Here is an 18,174-nt window from a genome sequence, read left to right on the forward strand (position 1 = left end):
CTCAGGCCGCGCTGCGCGTCAGGTTCAGGAAGACGTCCTCAAGGTCGGCCTCGCGGGTCGAAACATCGACGATGCCATGCCCCATCGCGTTCACCGCCGCGAGCACTTCCCCCGCGTTCATCCGATCCTTGTTATAGCTGATCGCGAGCCCGCGCGTCCCCTCGCGCTCGATCTTTTCAAAGGCGGGGTGCGTCGGCAGGTTGGTAATATCGGCGTCGAGCGTGACGACGACGATCTTCTCGCGCGCCATGTCCACCAGCTCGCGCGTCGGCTTGTTCGCGATCAGCTTGCCATGGTTGATGATCGCGATCCGGTCGCACAGCTCCTCGGCTTCCTCCAGATAATGCGTCGTCAGCACCACGGTGACGCCGCGATCGTTGAGCGACTGCACATATTCCCAGAGCTGCTGCCGCAGTTCGATATCGACCCCCGCAGTCGGCTCGTCGAGCACGATGATCGGCGGCGAATGGACCATCGCCTTCGCCACCAGCAGCCGCCGCTTCATGCCCCCCGACAGCGTGCGCGCATAGGCATCGCGCTTGTCCGACAGATGCACCGCGGCGAGCAGTTCGTCCGAAATGCGCTTGTCCTTGGGCACGCCGTAAAGCCCCGCCTGATTCTCGAGCGTCTCATAGGGCGTGAAAAAGGGATCGAAGACGATTTCCTGCGGCACGATGCCGATCGAATATTTGGCGTTGCGCGGATCGGCGTCGATGTCGAAGCCCCAGATGCTCGCATGGCCCGCCGTCTTGTTGACCAGCCCGGCAAGGATGTTGATCAGCGTCGACTTGCCCGCACCGTTCGGCCCCAAGAGCCCGAAGATCTGGCCGCGCGGCACGTCGAAACTGACATTGTCGAGCGCCTGCTTGCCGCCGGCATAAAGTTTGGAGACGGCGTCGATGCGGATAGCGGCTTCACTCATGGCCGCCTCCATAGCCGCGCGCCTTCCCATGCGAAAGCCCGCTAATTTTCCGTCAGCGACGCGTTAACGCTATATTCGAAACTCGCCGCTAGGACGAAATCCGTGAGGACCAGCCACATCATTTGCCCGCGGCCGATGCAGCGCGGCCTAGCCATATTTGCGCTCCTGATCGCGCCCACCGCCGCTTCGCCGGCGCTGGCGCAGAACAGCGCGCAAGGCGCGGCCGAAGCCATCGTGCTTCGCCCGCTCAGCTTCTTCAAGGTCAACGACCTCGATTTCGGGGACATCATCCCGTCGGCGGCCGCGGGGACCGTCACGATCGAACCCGACGGCTCGCGCAGCCGCACCGGCGGCGTGACGCTGGCCGGCAATGCCGGCGAACCCGCACGCTTCGCCGGCCTCGGCAGCTTCAATCGCCAGGTCAACATATCTTTGGGATCGAACACGATCTGGATCACTGGCCCGGGTACGCGGATGCGCGTGCGCAATTTCGAAATCGGAAGCACCCCGACCGCGATCCTGTCGACCTCGCCGACACGCTTCCGAATCACCTCGCCACTGGGCAATTATAATTTTCCCGTCGGCGGAACGCTCGAAGTCGGTGCGAACCAGGCACCGGGCGATTACAGCGGCACATTCACGATCACGCTCAACTATCTTTAGACCTTCTGTGGGGGAAGGACGGCACCGGGGACCACTTGCGCCCGAAAGGATGCCTGCGCCGGTGCCGTCAAAGCCCCACAATCGCTACGCAGACCCGATTGCCGAGCCTTCGCTCGCTTGCTATGGGCGCGGTCGATGACCCAGCCTGCACCCGAAACCATCCGCACGCCCAAAACCCGCATCGCCTGCGACGGCACCGGCGACGGCCTCGCCGATGCGGCGCTCGGCCATCCCCGCGTATGGCTCGAAATCGACCCCGATGAAGGCTTCGCCGACTGCGGCTATTGCGACCGACGCTTTATTTTGATCGGCGGCGTTGCCGACAAGGCCTGATCCGCAGCCGGAAGTAAACGGTCGATTCACCAACCCCGTGCATCAGTGATGAAGGTCCCGCTGGCATAGATGTGCCAGACAGGAGCAGAATCTGTGGGGATTCAAGGGACCAGAAACTGTCCGGGAGCCGTGCGCGCCCTGACCATCGCCGTGGCAGCGGCGGGCGCGGCGCTGTGCGGACCGGCCTTTGCCGCCGACATGCCCGGCACCGCCAATGCGGCGGTGATCCGCCCCAATACGCTGATCAAGACCGACGACCTCGATTTCGGCACGCTGATCAGCGGTGCGACTGGCGGCACGGTGACGATCAACCCCGTCACCAATGCGCGCACGAGCGGCGGCGGGGTCACCCCGGTGGGCTCGGCGGCGCAGCGCGCGGTATTTCAGGGGACCGGCGGCATATTGTTCATCAGCGTATCCGGCAGCACCTCGGTCACCTTGACGCGCGCGGGCGGCGGCGCAGCGCCGATGACCGCGAGCCTCGTCCGCGCGGCGAGCACCAGCGGCGGCGGCATCGCCCTGCTCGGCGGCACCCTCCTGCCGAGCGGCGTCCAGACCTATTATATCGGCGGCACGCTCACCGTTCCAGCGAACCAGCCCGCGGGCGACTACAGCGGCACCTTCACGCTGACGGTGAACTATCTTTAGTTCGATGCCCGCATTAGACCGGTAGCTGCCACGCCCCTTCCTCGTCACCCCGGACTTGATCCGGGGTCCATGACTTCGGCGCTGTGATGGGTCCCGGATCAAGTCCGGGATGACGAAATGGGATGAATCCGGGTCCGCTCACAACCCAAAGCCGATGTTCGGACACGGGCCTTGCGATCTGTGCCCGCGACGAACGGCCTTTGCGTCGATCCCCTTCGTCCCTATATCGCTCCAATGACAAGCCCCACCGATCCCCGCCGCTTCCTCTATCGCGCCGACGCGCTCGATCCCGATCTGGCGCAGGCGCTCGCGCGCGAAGCGCTCGCCAAGGCCGACGACGGCGAGCTCTACCTGCAATATCGCGCGACCGAGAGCTTCGGCTTCGACGACGGGCGCCTCAAGACCGCTGACTATTCGACCGACGCCGGCTTTGGCCTGCGCGCCGTGTCGGGCGAGATGACGGGCTTTGCCCACGCCAGCGACATCAGCGCCGGCGCGATCCGCCGCGCCGCCGAGACGCTCGCGCTGCTCGATCCGTCGAATCAGGCGCACGCCGCGCCGCCGCCGCGCACCAACCGCCACCTCTATGACGAGGCGAACCCGCTCGACCTCATCCCCTTCGCGAAGAAGGTCGCGCTCTGCCAGGAAATCGACGCCGCCGCTCGGACACGCGATCCGCGCATTGTCCAGGTGTCGGTCGCACTCGCGGGCAGCTGGTCGGTGGTCGAGATCGTCCGCGCCGACGGCTTCCTCGCGACCGACATCCGCCCGCTCGTCCGGCTTAACGTCTCGATCGTGGTCGAGGAAAATGGCCGCCGTGAAACGGGCTATTTCGGCCTTGGCGGCCGCTATATGTACGATCATCTGTTCGAACCCGCACAGTGGAACCGCGCGATCGACGAGGCGCTGGCACAGGCGCTCGTCAATCTGCGCGCGGTCGACGCCCCCGCGAGCGAATTCACCGTGCTGCTCGGCCCCGGCTGGCCGGGCGTGCTGCTCCACGAAGCCGTCGGCCACGGACTCGAAGGCGATTTCAACCGCAAAGGCACCAGCGCCTTTTCGGGTCGCATCGGCGAACGCGTCGCGGCGCCCGGCGTAACGGTGGTCGACGACGGCGCGATGGACAGCCCGGTCGGCGGCGGTCGCCGCGGTTCGCTCAGCATCGACGACGAAGGCACACCCACCGGCGAGACAGTGCTGATCGAGGACGGAATCCTCAAAGGCTATATGCAGGACCGCCTCAACGCGCGCCTGATGGGCGTCGAGCCGACCGGCAACGGGCGGCGTGAGAGTTTTGCGCACGCGCCGATGCCGCGCATGACAAATACCTTCATGAAGGGTGGTAACGACGATCCAGCCGAACTTCTGAGCCGCGTGAAGAACGGTATTTTTGCCAAGAGCTTCGGCGGCGGACAGGTCGACATCGTGTCGGGCAAGTTCGTCTTCAGCTGCACCGAGGCGTACAAGATCGAGAATGGCAAGCTCGGCGATTCGATCAAGGGCGCGACCCTGATCGGCGACGGCCCGAGCGTGCTGACCAAGGTGATGGGCATCGGCAACGACATGGCGATCGACGAAGGCATCGGCATCTGCGGCAAAGGCGGCCAGAGCGTCCCCGCAGGTGTCGGCCAGCCGACCTTGCTCGTCAGCGGACTGACCGTGGGCGGGACGGCGTAACAACAAAGAGACCGTCATTGCGAGGAGCGTAGCGACGAAATCTCCAGCTATCGGCTTTAGCTAAGGTCGATAGCTGGAGATTGCTTCGCTCCGCTCGCAATGACGATAGAGTGTGATCGCCCTCACTTGGCGTTCGCTCCTCCCGCGCATATAGAAATCTCAAACAGAAAAAGAATCGGGTCGCATCATCCGCGGGGGCACTCCCTGCAACAGGGAGGGTAATATGCGTTCGAGTCTGCGTTTCGTTTCCGTGGCGGCCGTCGCCGCGATGCTCGCCGCCGTTCCCGGCTCGGCGCAAAAATCGACCGGGCCCAAGGAACGGTATGAAATGGACGTCGCGACGATGTCGGGCTTCGCCGCAATGGCTGGGGGCAAGGGCGGCATCGGCGGCGCGATGGGGATGATGTTCGGCGGCGATCCGTCGAGCCGCGTCGCTTATCAGCTCATGCTTCGCCTCGGATCGAACGACGCCGCCACCGCGCCGCCGCCCAAGGGAGACCATTTCTTTCAGCCGCAGGCGAAGCTCGGCAAATCGGTGCCGCTGATCAGCGTCGAGCGCAAGGAAGGCACCTATCCCACCGAATTCGAACGCCCGAAGGGCCGCCTGCTCCTTTATTGGGGCTGCGGCGCCAAGGCTGGCCCCGGCCAGCCCGTAATCATCGACTTTGCCAAGGTCGCCGCGGGACAGGTTCCGCCGGGCCTCTTCTCAAGCGCGGTTCCGGTGATCCGCGAAGTCAGCCAGGCGAACAGCCGCTCCTACACCGACTGGCCGAACAGCAAGAATGGCAAGCAGCCTGGCGGCGGATCGTCGCTGCTCGGCGCACACCGCGTCGCGAGCAACTATGGTCCCGACATCAATTTCACCCTCGCGCAGGATTATATGCAGGGCCTCTCCGCCTCGACCGCGATCCAGGGCGACCAGTCGGTGATGCTACGCTGGAACCAGGTGCCGACCGCCACGGGTTACGCCGCGTGGACGATCGGCGGCATGGGCAATGGCGGCGGCAAGGATGATATGGGCGACATCGTCTGGTGGACCAGCAGCGCGTCGAAGGAATTCGGCGGCGGCCTCTGGGACTGGCTGCCCCCGTCGGTGGTCGCGAACCTCATCACCAAGAAGATCGTGATGCCGCCCAGCCAGACGAGCTGCCAGATCCCCGCCGAGGTCAAGAAGGCGTCGGGCGAGATGATGATCGGCAATTTGAACGCCTTCGGACCCGAGGCGAATTTCTCCTATCCGCCCAAGCCCGCGGGCAATGCGGTGTGGAACATCGACTGGACCGCGAAAGTCCGCTTCCGGTCGCACACGATGCTGATGATCGGCGCCGACTTCGGCGGCATGGGGGGATCGAGTACGGGGGGCAGCACCCCCGCCACGCCCGCGAAGAAGAAGAAATGCAAAGGCCCGCTCGGCATCCCGCTCCCCGACGGGGCGTGCTGAATCGGCGGCGAGTCAGCCCCTGTTCACGCGCATTGGCGCAGAAAGGCGCCGGGTAGGGTATGAAAGACAGGAGTCGAACCATGCGTCACCTCATCCCGGCGCTTCTCGCCGCCGCCGCGCTCGCGGCCGCCCCCGCCGCCACCGCGCGCGAAAAGCTCGCGCCCGAAGACCAGCTCGCGAAATTGCTCGAAGGCCGCGTCGCAGGCGAGCCGCAGGATTGCATCTCGCTCTCGACCGCGCGCAGTTCGCAGATCATCGAGAAGACCGCGATCGTCTACAAGGTCGGCAGCACCTATTGGGTCAACCGGCCCAGGGGCGGCGCCGAATCGCTCGACGATGACGATATCCTCGTGACCAAGACGACCGGCAGCCAGCTGTGCAGCATCGACGCCGTCGAGCTGCGCGACCGCACGAGCCATTTCTACGCCGGCTTCGTGTCGCTCGGCAAATTCGTGCCTTACAAACGCGTCAAGGCCGAGTGAGCATGGGCGCGGTTGCGCCCCAGTCGATCACCATTAAGGTCGTCATCTCGGCGAAGGCCGGGATCTTCATGTTGCGTCAAACCGTTACGTCGAGATCCCGGCTTTCGCCGGGATGACGCATGATGGGAAACACAGACTTTGGCCGAAAACGAAAACGCCCCGCCGCCCGCCGACTGGGCGCAGCAATTGCTCGCCTTCTGGTTCGACGCGCACGGCATGGACGACTGGTACGGCGGCGGCACCGAATTCGACGACGCCGTTCGCGATCTGGCGGAGGGCTGGCACGAAGTGTTGCGATCCCAGCCCGCCGAAACCTTCCTGACCGATCCCGACACCGCGCTTGCGGCGACGATCCTGTTCGACCAGGTACCGCGCAACATCTATCGCGGCCACGCCGACGCCTTCGCGACCGACGATCTTGCCCGGGCGATCGCGCACGGCATCGTCGCGCGCGGATGGCACGAAAACTGGCCCGACGAACGGCGCCAATTCGCCTGCCTGCCTTTTCAGCACAGCGAGAATATGGACGACCAGCGCGAATCGTTGCGCCTGTTCGCGCAGTTCGACGACCCGATGTTCCAGGATTATGCCCAAAAGCATTTCGACGTCGTTGATCGCTTCGGCCGCTTCCCGCACCGCAACGAGGCGCTCGGCCGCACCACCCGCGCCCACGAGGAAGCGGCGATAGAAGAGGGCAGGAATTGGTGATAGGGCAAGCGCAGCACGGAGAACCGCCATGGCCGAATTCACCAATACACTGACCGACAAGCATGTCGCCTTCATCGAAAGGCAGCCGGTCTTTTTCATCGCGACCGCCGCCGCCGACGCGCGCATCAACCTGTCGCCCAAGGGCTATGCCGAAAGCTTCAGGATATTGTCGGACAGCAAGGTCGCCTATCTCGACCTCGGCGGTTCGGGCAACGAGACGCACGCGCATCTCGCCGCCGACGGACGCATCACGATCATGTTCTGTGCCTTCGACCGTAGCGCGCTGATCCTGCGCATCTATGGCCGCGGCCGCCCGGTGCTGCCGCAGGACGCCGAGTGGGACGCGCTCGCCGCGCATTTCACCCTGATCCCCGGCACGCGCCAGATTTTCGTGATCGACATCGACAGCGTGCAGACAAGCTGCGGCTGGGGCGTGCCGATGATGGAATTGCAGCACGAGCGAGACACGCTGCAGAAATATCACCGTCAGGCCGACCGCGACCTGTGGGTCGAAAAATTCCAGGGCCGCACCAAAAGCATCGACGGCCTGCCGACACGCCCGACCGACCGCTTCATCGCGGGCGACGGCTGATGCCGCTCGTCGAACTGGTGCGTCTGCCCAATGGCGCCGAGGCCGAATTGCTGCGCGGCCGGCTCGAAAGCGCGGGCGTCCATGCCGTCTGCTTCGACGCGGGCATGAACATCGCCGAAAGCGTCGGGTTGCTCATCCCCGTCCGCATCATGGTGCTCGACGAGGATCTGGACGAAGCGCGGGCGCTGATCGCCGAATTCGAAGCCGGCGGGAACGGAAACGCGGCCTGAGCGCTTGAAAAACACGTTATGATCAAGGTCGCCAGTTACAATATGCGCAAGGGCATCGGGCTCGACCGCCGCCGCGACCCCGGGCGGGTGCTCTCGGTGCTCAGCGAACTCGACGCCGACATCGTCGCGCTGCAGGAAGCCGACCGCCGCTTCGGCACACGCGCGAGCGCCATCCCGCCGCATATGTTCGAAGACCATAGCGACTATGTCCCGGTCGACCTACTCAGCGGGCGCCCCTATGCGATCGGCTGGCACGGCAATGCGCTGCTTGTGCGCAAGGGCGCCGAGGTCGAAGAAAGCCACGCGCTCCATCTGCCGACGCTCGAACCGCGCGGCGCCGTCGCGGCGACGATTCGTATCGGCGACACGCGGCTGCGCGTCGTCGGCATGCACCTCGACATCTCAGGGCTACGGCGGCGACAACAGGCGCGCGCGATCCTGTCGCATCTCGCCGAGGGTGAGGATCTTCCGACGATCCTGATGGGCGACTGCAACGAATGGCGCAACCGCGGCGGCTGCCTCGCCGATTTCGGCGAGCGTCATCATATGGTCGATACCGGCCACAGCTTTCACAGCCGGCGGCCCGTGGCCAAGCTCGACCGCATCTTCGCGACCCCCGACCTCCAGCCGGTCGACGCGGGCGTGCACCAGAGCGCGCTTGCGGCGCGCGCATCGGATCATCTGCCGATCTGGGCGCGGTTCAAGGCAGCGGACTGATCTGCCCAAAATTTAGGCAAACCCCTGCTTGCCCTGCCCACCGAACGACCGATTGTTCGCCGCTCCAGCTCTAAACCGTCACAAAATGTTAACTTTCGCGCCGCCCGCGCAATTTGGCACGGCTGTTGCACCGCAACATCGTGCCATTAGCAAAAGGGGGCGTCATGAAGCTGATTTTGGCCATCATCAAACCATTCAAGCTCGACGAGGTGCGCGAGGCGCTCACCGGACTCGGCATCGCCGGCATGACCGTGACCGAGGTCAAGGGGTTCGGCCGGCAAAAGGGGCAGACCGAAATCTATCGCGGCGCCGAATATGCCACCAACATGGTGCCGAAGGTGAAGATCGAGCTCGTCTGCGACGACGCGCTTGCACCGCGCGTCGTCGAAACGCTGCAGCAGACCGCCGGCACCGGCTCGATCGGCGACGGCAAGATTTTCGTCCTCGATGTCGGTCAGGCCGTGCGCATCCGCACCGGCGAGACCGGCGAGGCGGCACTGTAATGACGAAGGGGGAAATTATGACGTTCGCAAACAAATTTGCGGCGAGCGCCGGGGCCGTCGGCCTCTCGCTGTTCGCCGCTTTGCCCGCCTGGGCACAGGAGGCGGCGCCCGCCGTCGCCGAAGCCGCCGCGCCGACGCCCGACAAGGGTGACACGGCCTGGATGATGATCTCGACCGTGCTCGTCATGGCGATGATCGTCCCCGGCCTCGCGCTGTTCTATGGCGGCCTCGTCCGCACCAAGAATATGGCGTCGGTCCTGACGCAGATTCTCGCGGTTGCGGCGCTAGCGATGATCATGTGGGTGATGTTCGGCTACAGCCTCGCCTTTGGCGGCGACGGCAACCAGTTCATCTCGATGGGCAAGACGTTCCTTGCTGGCGTCACCGCCGATTCGACCGTCGCGACCTTCACCGACGGCGTCGTGATCCCCGAATTCGTGTTCATCGCCTTCCAGATGACCTTCTCGGCGATCACCGTCGCGCTGGTGCTCGGCGGCCTCGTCGAGCGCATGAAATTCTCGGCGGTCATGGTCTTCGCGATCGTCTGGCTGACCATCGTCTATTATCCGATCGCGCATATGGTCTGGTATCTGGGCGGTGACGATGCTTCGACCGGCCTGATCTTCGGCTGGGGCGCGCTCGACTTCGCGGGCGGCACCGTCGTCCACATCAACGCGGGTGTCGCGGCGCTCGTCGGCTGCCTGATCATCGGCAAGCGGAGCGGCTATCAGAAGGACATCATGGCGCCGCACTCGCTGACCATGACCTTGATCGGTACCGGGCTCCTGTGGGTGGGCTGGTTCGGCTTCAACGCCGGCTCGGCGCTCGAAGCCAATGGCTCGGCCGGCCTTGCGCTGATCAACACCTTCACCGCCACCGCCGCCGGCGTCCTCTTCTGGATGCTCACCGAACGCGCGCTCGGCCACAAGGGTTCGCTGCTCGGCGCCTGTTCGGGTGCGATCGCCGGCCTCGTTGCCGTCACGCCTGCGGCCGGCAACTCGGGGCCGTTCGGCGCGATCCTGCTCGGGGCCGTTGCCGGTATCGTCTGCTGCTGGTTCGTGATGAAGCTGAAAGCCAAGCTCGGTTTCGACGACTCGCTCGACGTGTTCGGCATCCACGGCATCGGCGGCCTGATCGGTTCGATCCTGACTGCGGTCACCATGCTGCCCGCGCTCGGCGGTCCGGCCGGTGACGATTACGTCCTGGGCTCGCAGCTCTGGATCCAGATCAAATCGGTCGGCGTCGCCGTCCTCTGGTCGGCGGTCGGTTCGGCGATCGCCTTCTACATCGCCAAGGCGGTCACCGGCGGGCGCGTCTCCGAAGAGGTGGAACGCGAAGGCCTCGACCTCGGCGAGCATGGAGAGCGCGCCTACAATTATTGACGAGACAGGATACCCGTCGCCGTTCGCTCTCTCTCCTTTCAAACGGCGGCGGCGGGATCCTACCGAGGTTCCTCCTGCGAACCACTGGCCGGCCATTCATTGGCCGGCCATTTTTTTTAACTGTGGCCGCCGCGCAACAACCCGCAGCAATTTTCTTGCGCGCGATTCGGGCTCCATTGCGAATTGATGACAAGAAGCGCACCATCCTGTCCGGACCAGCGAAGATTGGCCATCAGGAGGAGGATTAAAATGAATGCACGAGCTTCCATGCTCGCGGGCTTGTCGTGCCTCGCGCTCGCAAGCACCCCGGCAGTGGCGCAGGATGCGCCCGAAAACAGCTATGATGGCAACGAGATTATCGTCACCGCGACCAAGCGCGACGCGAGTCTTCAGGATGTTCCCTTCTCGATCAACGCGCAGACCGAACGCGCGATCGAACGCGCCAATGCCAGCACGGTCGAGGATCTGTCGCGCAACGTCGCCGGCCTGACGGTCCAGAATCTCGGGCCCGGCCAGAGCCAGGTGTCGGTGCGCGGCGTGTCGGCGGGCCAGATCGCCCGCGACCAGCCCGGCGTGAAGGAACAGGTGGGCGTCTATCTCGACGAATCGGTCGTCTCGCTGTCGCTCTTCACCCCCGATCTGGACCTGTTCGATTTGAACCGCGTCGAAACGCTGCGCGGGCCGCAGGGCACGCTGTTCGGTTCGGGATCGGTCGGCGGCACGCTCCGCTACATCACCAACCAGCCCAATCTCGATCGCATCGAGGGCAAGGTCGAAGGCAATGTGAACCTTGTCGACGGCGACGATTTCGGCGGCCATTTGAAGGGCGCGATCAACCTGCCATTGAACCCGAACCTCGCGATGCGCGCGGTCGGCTATTACACGCGCTACGCCGGCTTCATCGATGCACTGCGCGAAGGCGGCGGGACAAGCGAGGACGTCAACAGCGGCGAACGCTATGGCGGGCGCTTCTCGTTGCTTTGGAAACCCGCCGAAAATCTGTCGATCACCCCGCGCTTCGTCTACCAAAAGGTCAAGACCGACGGCTTCAACCGGCAGGAGGTCTATAACCTCTATGCCAACCAGTTCACGACGACGCGCCCGCAGGTGACCTTCAAGGAACGCCAGCAATATCTGCTGCTCGACGAAGCGTTCGAAGATGAGGTCAAGCTCTTCGACCTCACGATGAACTATGACGGCGACACGATCGGCGTGACCTCGGTGACGACCTATACCGACCGCGACATCCTCGTCAGCCGCGACGCGAGCGCGCTCACGGGCAGTGTGTCGGCTGACCTCGGCTTTCCCGACGCAGGAATTTTGCTGCCCTCGAACCTCGTCGATACGACCGGGGTCAAGCAGTTCACGCAGGAAGTGCGCGTCAATTCGGCGGGGACCGGCCCCTTCCAATGGCTCGTCGGCGGCTATTATGCGAATGTCAAACGCGACTATACCCAGCGCCTCCCGACGCCGGGCTATGATGCCTTTACCGATGCGACGCTCGGGGCGGGCACGTCGGCGGCGGTGGCCAACGGCTTTGGCCCCGATTCGCCATATAACGCGGACATTCCCTACGACCTGTCGCAGATCGCGATCTTTGGCGAGCTGAGCTACGACTTCACCGAAGCCCTCACCGCGACGCTCGGCGGGCGTTATTATGCCTTCGACGAAAGTCGGCGCTTCGTTTCAGGCGGCCTGTTCCCGAACGGCGACAACGCGCGCGACAAGACCTCGTCGACCGGTTTCTCGCCGCGCCTGCTGCTCAGCTACGATGTCACCGACGGCATCACGCTCAACGCACAGGCGTCGAAAGGCTTCCGCCTCGGCGGGGTCAACGACCCGCTTAACCTGCCGCTCTGCGACGGCGGCGCCCCCAACGGACCCGATGCGGAGACCTTCAGCGGACGGCCGCGCTACGACGACGAAACGCTGTGGAATTACGAAGGCGGGGTGAAGGCGCAGTTCGGCGGCATCACCTTCAACGCCGCGGGCTTCTATACCAAGATCAACAATCTGCAGGTCACTGCCGATGCTGGCAGCTGCTCGTCGCGCATCGTGTTCAACGCCGACGCGCACACGATGGGGCTCGAGTTCGAGTTGTCGGCAAGCCCCTTCACCGGGCTCGATCTCGGGCTGTCGGGCAGTTATGTCGAGGCCGAATTCGATTCGACGCTGACTCGCCCGAACGGGACGGTGATCGAGGGGATCCGCAACGGCAACCGCCTGCCCTCGGTGCCAAAGTTCCAGATGGCGGCGAACGCGACCTACAGCTTCCCGATCGATCCGTCGTCGGACACCAACGCCTTCGTCACCGCATCCTTCCAGCACGTCGGCAGCCGCTTTACCCAGCCGGGCGACCAGGAAAACAACCCGCGGACGTTCCAACATGGTTTCACCTTTGGCGGCGCACCGATCGGTTCGGCGACGACGCTCGACCTCAAGCTGCCCGATTATCAGCTGGTGAACCTCGGCGCTGGGATCGAGTTTCCGAACGAGCTCGAAATCTCGGTCTATGTGAACAATCTGCTCGACGAAAATGCCCTGCTCGCGTTCGACCGCGAACGCGGCGGGCGCGCGCGGCTCGGCTTTGCGACGAACCAGCCGCGCACCTTCGGCGTCACCGTACGCAAGGGCTTCTGACGGAAAACGGGCCGGGCGCAGACGCGATCCGGCCCGTTTCTAGACGCTGAAATATTGCACAAAATTTACGCACCCCTGCCGCAATTTTAGTCTTCCCAACATGACATTAATATGGCATTCATTGCGTCAACAGTTTCAGGAGGGGAGAGCCTGAAAGGCTGGGCCGGGATGCAAATCCCGGCCCTCTTTTTTTGTGCGCAACATGGATGCTGCCCGAAACCGTCAGTTTTCAGCCATTTGTGCGCGTGTAGCGCAGCATGGCAAAGACGCGCCAGCTGCCGTCGTCCTGCAGAATCGAATCGCTGACGACGAGTCTTCCGCCCTCTTCAAGCACATAGGTCGATCGGCCGATCTCGACATCGGCGCTGCCCCAATGCGTCCACCATGCCGCCGCATCGACTCCGCCGAGGACGACGCGCGTGCGGCCAGTGCTGTCCGTCCATTTCCCGCGCACGCGCCCCTTCGCATCGAAGACGTAACTCGCCGTGGCCGAATAGGCGACCTGCGACGTCCCCGCGATACGCAGACGATAGGCGAGCCTCGTCGACCCGTCTTCGCCGGGCGCGATGTCGATGGTCGCCGTCGCAGGCTTGCCGAACGCCTTGCCCTCACCCGACCAGCTCCCATGCCACGCGGTGAGCGACGGGGCTTCGGCGGCGGGCACAGCCGGCGCAACCATCACCGCGACCGCCCACCCGAGCGGCGTCATGCGGCGATCTCGGACTGCGAAAACATGAAAGCATTGCCGTCGGGATCGTAGAAGGTGATGAGCTTCACCAGCCCCGGAATATGCTGGATATCGCCATCCTGCCGCACAGCCTCGGCATCGAGATGCGCCTTCGCCGCGTCGATGTCGGCGACCTCGAACACATTGGTAGCCCCGCCCCCCTGCACCACATTCTCGACCTGACTCAGCCCGATGTTCACCCCCGCGATCGGCGTCGCCAGCTCGCACCAGCCGATCTCGTCGGCGCGGTAGAGCAGCTTGCAGTGCATCACCCGCTCATACCATGTGATCGACGCGGTCATATCCTTGACCCCCATCGAACAGGTGAGCTCGGATCCGATCTGAAGCGCCATATATTCCTCCCTTTTCGCGAGGCGATCAGCGGGGGCAAGAATCGCCAGGCCCATATCGCTTGCCCTCAAGGTCTGGTTTGTATATTTAGTTGCAAATGCGGTCAACCACGCCCGATCCACTGCTTGTGCAGCTGGGCAGCCATCGCTGGCTGGTGCCGCTGCTCGCCGATCTTGCCGCGCACAAGGGCGCACGCTTCGTCGAGCTGATTCACCGGCTCGGCGTTTCGCGCGACAGCTGCGTGCGCACGCTGGAGGCCGCGGCGACGATCGGCTGGGTGCAGCGTAATCCTGGGCACGGCCATCCGCTGCGTCCCGAATATATATTGACCGAAGGGGGCGCTGCCGCCGCCACTCGCGCTGCAACAATCGCCGACGCGCAGCAGCAAATCGGCTTGCCACCCGGCGCGGCGACGCGTTGGGGCTTGCCGCTCGTCGCCGGGATCGGCGCGGGCCACGACCGCTTCAACGCGCTCTCGCGCCTGCTCACTCCCGCCACGCCGCGCGCGCTGTCGCAGGGACTGACCGCGCTCGGCAGACACGGGCTGGTGACGCGCGAGGTCCTCGACATGCGCCCACCGGCCAGCCGTTATGATTTGACCAAAAGCGGCGCGCGGCTCGCCGCTGCCTGCGGGATTTAGGCCAAGGCCGCGTTCACGAAATCGGCAGCGCGCTCGCCGATCATGATGCTCGGCGCATTGGTGTTGCCCGACACCAGCCGCGGCATGATGCTCGCGTCGGCTACCCACAGGCCGTCGATGCCATTGAGCTTCAGCGTCGGGTCGACCACCGCGCCCGCATCACTCCCCATCCGGCACGTCCCGACGGGGTGATAAACGGTGTCCGCGCGGCTGCGGATCAGCACGTCGAGCGCTGCATCGTCGTCAATATTCACCGGATGCCGGTCGGCCCCTGCATAGTCCGCGAGCGGCGGGGCGGCCGCGATGCGGTGCATCATCCGCACGCCCGCGCGGAGCGTCGCCATGTCGCGATCGTCGGTCAGGAAGCCCGGATCGATCGCCGGCGCCGCGGCGGCATCGCCCGACGCCAGCCGCACCGTCCCGCGACTCTCGGGCCGCAGCACGCACGCATGGCACGAAAAGCCATGCCCCTTCACCTTGCTCCGCCCATGATCCTCGAGCATCGCGGGCACGAAATGATATTGGATATCGGGCGCAGGCAGATCGGGGCGCGATTTCCAGAAGCCGCCGGCTTCGGCGAAGCAGGTCGTCATGATCCCGCTGCGCTGGGTCCGATGCTCGAAGATCGCCTTCACCATCCGCCATGTGCCACCAAGGCTGTCGCCAAACGGCTCGGTCGAACGCGTCTCCCAGCTCGACACATAATCGATATGGTCCTGCAGATCGGCGCCGACGCCGGCGCGATCCGCCACGACGTCGATCCCCTTGTCCTTCAGATGCGCGCCCGGCCCGATTCCCGACAGCATCAGGATCTGCGGGCTGTTGAAGGCGCCCGCCGACAATATCACCCCGCCGCGCGCGCGCAGCGTCTCGCGCCTTGACCCGCGCCGGATCACCACCCCCGTCGCGCGCCCGCTCTCGACGAGTATTTTCTCGACCAGCGCGCCGGTGCGCACCGTGAAATTGCCATGCTCGCGCAGCGGCTCGACATAGGCGCGCGCCGCCGACCAGCGCTCTCCGCCCTTTTGCGTCACCTGATAGAGACCGAAGCCTTCATTGTTGGGTTGATTGAAATCGGCGGTGCGCGGCAATTGCAGCGACGCCGCGCTCTCGATGAAGCGCTTGCTCGTCACATTGGGCCAGCGCTGGTCCATGACATTGAGCGGCCCGCCGCTCCCGTGAAATTCATCGCCGCCGCGCTCATTGCCCTCGCTGCGTTTGAAGAAGGGCAGCACGTCGGCATAGCTCCAGCCGGTCGCGCCGAGCGCCGCCCACTGGTCGTAGTCAAACTGGTGCCCGCGGATATAGACCATCGCGTTGATCGCGCTCGACCCGCCGAGCCCACGCCCGCGCGGCTGATAGCCGATACGGCCGTTCAGCCCCGCCTGCGGCACCGTCTCATAGCGATAGTTCGACGATTTGGGGATGAAGGGCATGAAGCCCGGCGTCTTGACCCGCACGCTATCGTTGCGCCCGCCCGCCTCGACCAGACAGACGGTGCGCTTGCCGTCCTCGGCCAGCCGCCCCGCCGCCGCACTCCCCGCGCTGCCCCCGCCAATGACGATGATGTCGAACTGATCCATGCTTGCGACTCCCTCACGCCGCCTGCTGGCGGTCGCCCCAAGTGCTTACATGAATGTCATTAGGGGGTGAGGCAAGGGGGCTGATACTCTCCCCGTTCGCATCGAGCGAAGTCGAGATGCCCATCCGCCGCGCGCGCCTTGGAGTGTCTCAACTTCGCTCGACTCGAACGGATTTAAGGCATTCCTACTCCGCCGGCTCTTCCACCGGCCGCCCTGCCGCCCAGCGCTGCTTGATCATCGCGCTCGTCTGCCGGCTGCCGTCGTGGCTCCAACCGGGCTCGCGCCAGATATAATCGAGCTTGTGCCGCCACGGCGCGCTCCACACATCCTTCGCGATCCCGACCCACTCATGCACCGCCGCCCACAATATGTTGAAGCTGCCGAGCTGCTTGACGATGCCATAGCGCACCGGCTCGTCGTCGCGTTCGGCGACGAAGCTGCCGAACATCTTGTCCCAGATGATGAAGACCCCCGCATAATTGGCGTCCAGATAGCGCGGATTCACCCCATGATGGACGCGGTGGTGCGACGGGGTGTTCATCACCGCCTCGAACCATTTGGGCAGCCGCCTGATCGCCTCGGTATGAATCCAGAATTGGTAGATCAGGTTCAGCCCGGCGCAGAAGAACACCATCGCAGGCGGAAAGCCGATCAGGAACAAGGGCAGGCGGAACAGGAAGGTCAGGCTGAAAAAGCCCGTCCATGTCTGCCGCAGCGCGGTCGACAGATTATAATGCTGGCTGCTGTGGTGGATGACATGGCTCGCCCAGAACCACCGCACACGATGCGCGCTGCGGTGAAAGGCATAATAGGCGAGGTCGTCGAGGAAAAAGCAGAGGATCCACGCCCACCACCAGCTCTTGAATTCCAGGCCGATGTCGAACAGGCGCAACTGATAGACCCACACCGCCATGCCGATCACCGCCGCGCCGACGAACGCTCCGGCGATCTGACTGCCGGTACCGAGCAATAGCGAGGTCAGCGTGTCGCGCGCCTCGTAACGGCTCTTGTCGCGCCTGAGCGACACGACCATCTCTACGATCAGCAGCAGGATAAAGGCCGGCACCGCGTAGACGACGGGATCGGGTAATTCAGCCACGGACGATATCCCGCATACGCGATGCCCACATCCCCGCATCCCTCCCCAATTGCAGCGTGACCGCGCCGAATGTCCTCTCCGGTGTCGTCAGCGTCAGGAAATCCTTGTCGAGCCTTCCAATGACGCTCGCATCGACCGGCCGCGCCGCGAAATGATTACCGTGCGCGCGCACCAGCATCATCCGCCCTTCGGCATTGCGAACGATCGCGGCGAAGCCCGCGCGATCGCGCGCGACTTCGACCCCGCGAAATCCTGCTTCGGCCTCTTCGGCGAGGCGGATCGCATGGGCTTCGTCCGCAACCCGCGGGTCGGCGCCGAGGCCCATCTTGCCGACCAGCCAGGCGATGAACAGCACCGCCACCAGCGACGCGCCCGTCTGGATCGCAACCGCCGTCATTTTTCCCCCGAAAGCGCGTCCAGCATCGGCCGCAACGGCGAAAGATCATAGCCCGCATTCGCCGCTGCATCGACGATGCCGCCCACATCGTCGCCTCGGCGCGCGCGCGTCAACGCCCAAAGATGCGTCGAGCGCGTGCCCGACCGGCAATAAGCGAGGATCGGCCCTGTCGCATCGCCGAGCAACTTGTCGAGCGCATCGATTTGCGCATGGCTGAAGCCCGCATGGCCGATCGGGATCGCGGCATAGGCCAGCCCCTCGGCGGCCGCGGCATGCGCAATATCTTCGCCCTGCGGCGCCTCGGGCTCCTCGCCGTCGGGGCGATTGTTGACGAGCATCGCAAAGCCCGCGGCCTTCGCCTCGGCCACATCCTCAATGCTGATTTGCGGGGCGACGCTATAGTCGGCGGACAGGGTTCGAAAATCGCTCATGCCAGCGA

Annotated in this window: 21 protein-coding genes; 14 read left to right on the forward strand and 7 right to left on the reverse strand. The window is 64.6% G+C overall.

Features of this window, described 5'->3' with window-relative positions; translation table 11 throughout:
• Position 1 precedes the first annotated feature (1 nt).
• Positions 2-922 carry an ABC transporter ATP-binding protein gene (locus tag SKP52_RS18585; protein WP_039581639.1) on the reverse strand — a complete coding sequence of 307 codons (921 nt, stop codon included), beginning with the start codon at positions 920-922 and terminating at the stop codon, positions 2-4.
• A 102-nt stretch (positions 923-1,024) separates the two neighbouring features.
• On the opposite strand from SKP52_RS18585, the gene SKP52_RS18590 reads away from it, so the two are divergent.
• From SKP52_RS18590 to SKP52_RS18650, 13 genes are all read left to right on the forward strand, one after another.
• A complete protein-coding gene (locus tag SKP52_RS18590; protein WP_228383700.1) occupies positions 1,025-1,585 on the forward strand; it encodes a DUF4402 domain-containing protein in 561 nt (186 codons plus the stop codon).
• Positions 1,586-1,720: 135 nt separating this feature from the next.
• Positions 1,721-1,918, forward strand: coding sequence for a zinc-finger domain-containing protein (locus SKP52_RS18595; protein ID WP_039577308.1), 198 nt, complete (start codon positions 1,721-1,723; stop codon positions 1,916-1,918).
• Positions 1,919-2,047: 129 nt separating this feature from the next.
• On the forward strand, positions 2,048-2,566 hold the full coding sequence (locus SKP52_RS18600) for a DUF4402 domain-containing protein (RefSeq protein ID WP_052208536.1): 519 nt from the start codon (positions 2,048-2,050) through the stop codon (positions 2,564-2,566).
• 234 nt (positions 2,567-2,800) lie between these two features.
• Positions 2,801-4,243: a metalloprotease TldD gene (gene tldD, locus SKP52_RS18605; protein ID WP_039577311.1), complete on the forward strand. Its 1,443-nt coding sequence runs from the start codon at positions 2,801-2,803 to the stop codon at positions 4,241-4,243.
• Between the two features lie 223 nt (positions 4,244-4,466).
• Positions 4,467-5,684: a hypothetical protein gene (locus tag SKP52_RS18610; RefSeq protein WP_039577314.1), complete on the forward strand. Its 1,218-nt coding sequence runs from the start codon at positions 4,467-4,469 to the stop codon at positions 5,682-5,684.
• An 80-nt stretch (positions 5,685-5,764) separates the two neighbouring features.
• A complete protein-coding gene (locus SKP52_RS18615; RefSeq protein WP_039577317.1) occupies positions 5,765-6,166 on the forward strand; it encodes a hypothetical protein in 402 nt (133 codons plus the stop codon).
• Positions 6,167-6,304: 138 nt separating this feature from the next.
• The gene (locus SKP52_RS18620; RefSeq protein WP_039577319.1) at positions 6,305-6,874 is read left to right on the forward strand and encodes a DUF924 family protein; all 570 of its coding nucleotides are present in this window, start codon (positions 6,305-6,307) and stop codon (positions 6,872-6,874) included.
• A gap of 28 nt (positions 6,875-6,902) precedes the next feature.
• The gene (locus tag SKP52_RS18625; RefSeq protein WP_039577321.1) at positions 6,903-7,466 is read left to right on the forward strand and encodes a pyridoxamine 5'-phosphate oxidase family protein; all 564 of its coding nucleotides are present in this window, start codon (positions 6,903-6,905) and stop codon (positions 7,464-7,466) included.
• Positions 7,466-7,696: a putative signal transducing protein gene (locus SKP52_RS18630; RefSeq protein WP_039577324.1), complete on the forward strand. Its 231-nt coding sequence runs from the start codon at positions 7,466-7,468 to the stop codon at positions 7,694-7,696. Before SKP52_RS18625 ends, SKP52_RS18630 begins: the two co-directional genes overlap by 1 nt.
• Positions 7,697-7,714: 18 nt before the next feature.
• Positions 7,715-8,413: an endonuclease/exonuclease/phosphatase family protein gene (locus SKP52_RS18635; protein WP_039577328.1), complete on the forward strand. Its 699-nt coding sequence runs from the start codon at positions 7,715-7,717 to the stop codon at positions 8,411-8,413.
• Between the two features lie 164 nt (positions 8,414-8,577).
• Positions 8,578-8,916, forward strand: coding sequence for a P-II family nitrogen regulator (locus SKP52_RS18640; protein ID WP_037513494.1), 339 nt, complete (start codon positions 8,578-8,580; stop codon positions 8,914-8,916).
• Between the two features lie 17 nt (positions 8,917-8,933).
• Positions 8,934-10,298 carry an ammonium transporter gene (locus SKP52_RS18645; RefSeq protein WP_039577333.1) on the forward strand — a complete coding sequence of 455 codons (1,365 nt, stop codon included), beginning with the start codon at positions 8,934-8,936 and terminating at the stop codon, positions 10,296-10,298.
• A 249-nt stretch (positions 10,299-10,547) separates the two neighbouring features.
• A complete protein-coding gene (locus SKP52_RS18650; RefSeq protein WP_039577338.1) occupies positions 10,548-12,938 on the forward strand; it encodes a TonB-dependent receptor in 2,391 nt (796 codons plus the stop codon).
• 229 nt (positions 12,939-13,167) lie between these two features.
• Here the strand turns inward: SKP52_RS18650 and SKP52_RS18655 are convergent, their stop codons facing one another.
• Positions 13,168-13,647, reverse strand: coding sequence for a hypothetical protein (locus SKP52_RS18655; RefSeq protein ID WP_039577340.1), 480 nt, complete (start codon positions 13,645-13,647; stop codon positions 13,168-13,170).
• A complete protein-coding gene (locus tag SKP52_RS18660; protein ID WP_039581642.1) occupies positions 13,644-14,018 on the reverse strand; it encodes a VOC family protein in 375 nt (124 codons plus the stop codon). The genes SKP52_RS18655 and SKP52_RS18660 overlap by 4 nt, the downstream gene beginning before the upstream one ends.
• Positions 14,019-14,113: 95 nt before the next feature.
• On the opposite strand from SKP52_RS18660, the gene SKP52_RS24785 reads away from it, so the two are divergent.
• A complete protein-coding gene (locus tag SKP52_RS24785) occupies positions 14,114-14,656 on the forward strand; it encodes a winged helix-turn-helix transcriptional regulator (protein ID WP_052208540.1) in 543 nt (180 codons plus the stop codon).
• On the opposite strand, the gene SKP52_RS18670 is transcribed toward SKP52_RS24785, so the two are convergent.
• From SKP52_RS18670 to SKP52_RS18685, 4 genes are all read right to left on the reverse strand, one after another.
• Positions 14,653-16,239, reverse strand: a complete 1,587-nt coding sequence (locus tag SKP52_RS18670) for a GMC family oxidoreductase (RefSeq protein ID WP_039577342.1) — start codon at positions 16,237-16,239, stop codon at positions 14,653-14,655. The genes SKP52_RS24785 and SKP52_RS18670 overlap by 4 nt on opposite strands.
• 184 nt (positions 16,240-16,423) lie before the next feature.
• On the reverse strand, positions 16,424-17,338 hold the full coding sequence (locus SKP52_RS18675) for a sterol desaturase family protein (protein ID WP_039577345.1): 915 nt from the start codon (positions 17,336-17,338) through the stop codon (positions 16,424-16,426).
• Positions 17,331-17,735 (reverse strand): hypothetical protein, encoded by a 405-nt coding sequence (locus SKP52_RS18680; protein WP_039577348.1) that lies wholly within the window; start codon positions 17,733-17,735, stop codon positions 17,331-17,333. The genes SKP52_RS18675 and SKP52_RS18680 overlap by 8 nt, the downstream gene beginning before the upstream one ends.
• Positions 17,732-18,166 carry a TIGR01244 family sulfur transferase gene (locus tag SKP52_RS18685; protein WP_039577351.1) on the reverse strand — a complete coding sequence of 145 codons (435 nt, stop codon included), beginning with the start codon at positions 18,164-18,166 and terminating at the stop codon, positions 17,732-17,734. The genes SKP52_RS18680 and SKP52_RS18685 overlap by 4 nt, the downstream gene beginning before the upstream one ends.
• Positions 18,167-18,174: the final 8 nt, after the last annotated feature.

This window comes from Sphingopyxis fribergensis (genome assembly GCF_000803645.1).
Lineage (GTDB): Bacteria > Pseudomonadota > Alphaproteobacteria > Sphingomonadales > Sphingomonadaceae > Sphingopyxis > Sphingopyxis fribergensis.

What these genes read in the sequence shown, in the direction of transcription:
- SKP52_RS18595 (WP_039577308.1), top strand. Translation starts at nt 1,721, where the DNA reads ATGACCCAGCCTGCACCCGAAACCATCCGCACGCCCAAAACCCGCATC.
- SKP52_RS18680 (WP_039577348.1), bottom strand. Translation starts at nt 17,735, where the DNA reads ATGACGGCGGTTGCGATCCAGACGGGCGCGTCGCTGGTGGCGGTGCTG.
- SKP52_RS18640 (WP_037513494.1), top strand. Translation starts at nt 8,578, where the DNA reads ATGAAGCTGATTTTGGCCATCATCAAACCATTCAAGCTCGACGAGGTG.
- SKP52_RS18650 (WP_039577338.1), top strand. Translation starts at nt 10,548, where the DNA reads ATGAATGCACGAGCTTCCATGCTCGCGGGCTTGTCGTGCCTCGCGCTC.
- SKP52_RS18670 (WP_039577342.1), bottom strand. Translation starts at nt 16,239, where the DNA reads ATGGATCAGTTCGACATCATCGTCATTGGCGGGGGCAGCGCGGGGAGT.
- SKP52_RS18660 (WP_039581642.1), bottom strand. Translation starts at nt 14,018, where the DNA reads ATGGCGCTTCAGATCGGATCCGAGCTCACCTGTTCGATGGGGGTCAAG.
- SKP52_RS18645 (WP_039577333.1), top strand. Translation starts at nt 8,934, where the DNA reads ATGACGTTCGCAAACAAATTTGCGGCGAGCGCCGGGGCCGTCGGCCTC.
- SKP52_RS18625 (WP_039577321.1), top strand. Translation starts at nt 6,903, where the DNA reads ATGGCCGAATTCACCAATACACTGACCGACAAGCATGTCGCCTTCATC.
- SKP52_RS18585 (WP_039581639.1), bottom strand. Translation starts at nt 922, where the DNA reads ATGAGTGAAGCCGCTATCCGCATCGACGCCGTCTCCAAACTTTATGCC.
- SKP52_RS24785 (WP_052208540.1), top strand. Translation starts at nt 14,114, where the DNA reads ATGCGGTCAACCACGCCCGATCCACTGCTTGTGCAGCTGGGCAGCCAT.
- SKP52_RS18685 (WP_039577351.1), bottom strand. Translation starts at nt 18,166, where the DNA reads ATGAGCGATTTTCGAACCCTGTCCGCCGACTATAGCGTCGCCCCGCAA.
- tldD (WP_039577311.1), top strand. Translation starts at nt 2,801, where the DNA reads ATGACAAGCCCCACCGATCCCCGCCGCTTCCTCTATCGCGCCGACGCG.
- SKP52_RS18610 (WP_039577314.1), top strand. Translation starts at nt 4,467, where the DNA reads ATGCGTTCGAGTCTGCGTTTCGTTTCCGTGGCGGCCGTCGCCGCGATG.
- SKP52_RS18635 (WP_039577328.1), top strand. Translation starts at nt 7,715, where the DNA reads ATGATCAAGGTCGCCAGTTACAATATGCGCAAGGGCATCGGGCTCGAC.
- SKP52_RS18615 (WP_039577317.1), top strand. Translation starts at nt 5,765, where the DNA reads ATGCGTCACCTCATCCCGGCGCTTCTCGCCGCCGCCGCGCTCGCGGCC.
- SKP52_RS18630 (WP_039577324.1), top strand. Translation starts at nt 7,466, where the DNA reads ATGCCGCTCGTCGAACTGGTGCGTCTGCCCAATGGCGCCGAGGCCGAA.
- SKP52_RS18655 (WP_039577340.1), bottom strand. Translation starts at nt 13,647, where the DNA reads ATGACGCCGCTCGGGTGGGCGGTCGCGGTGATGGTTGCGCCGGCTGTG.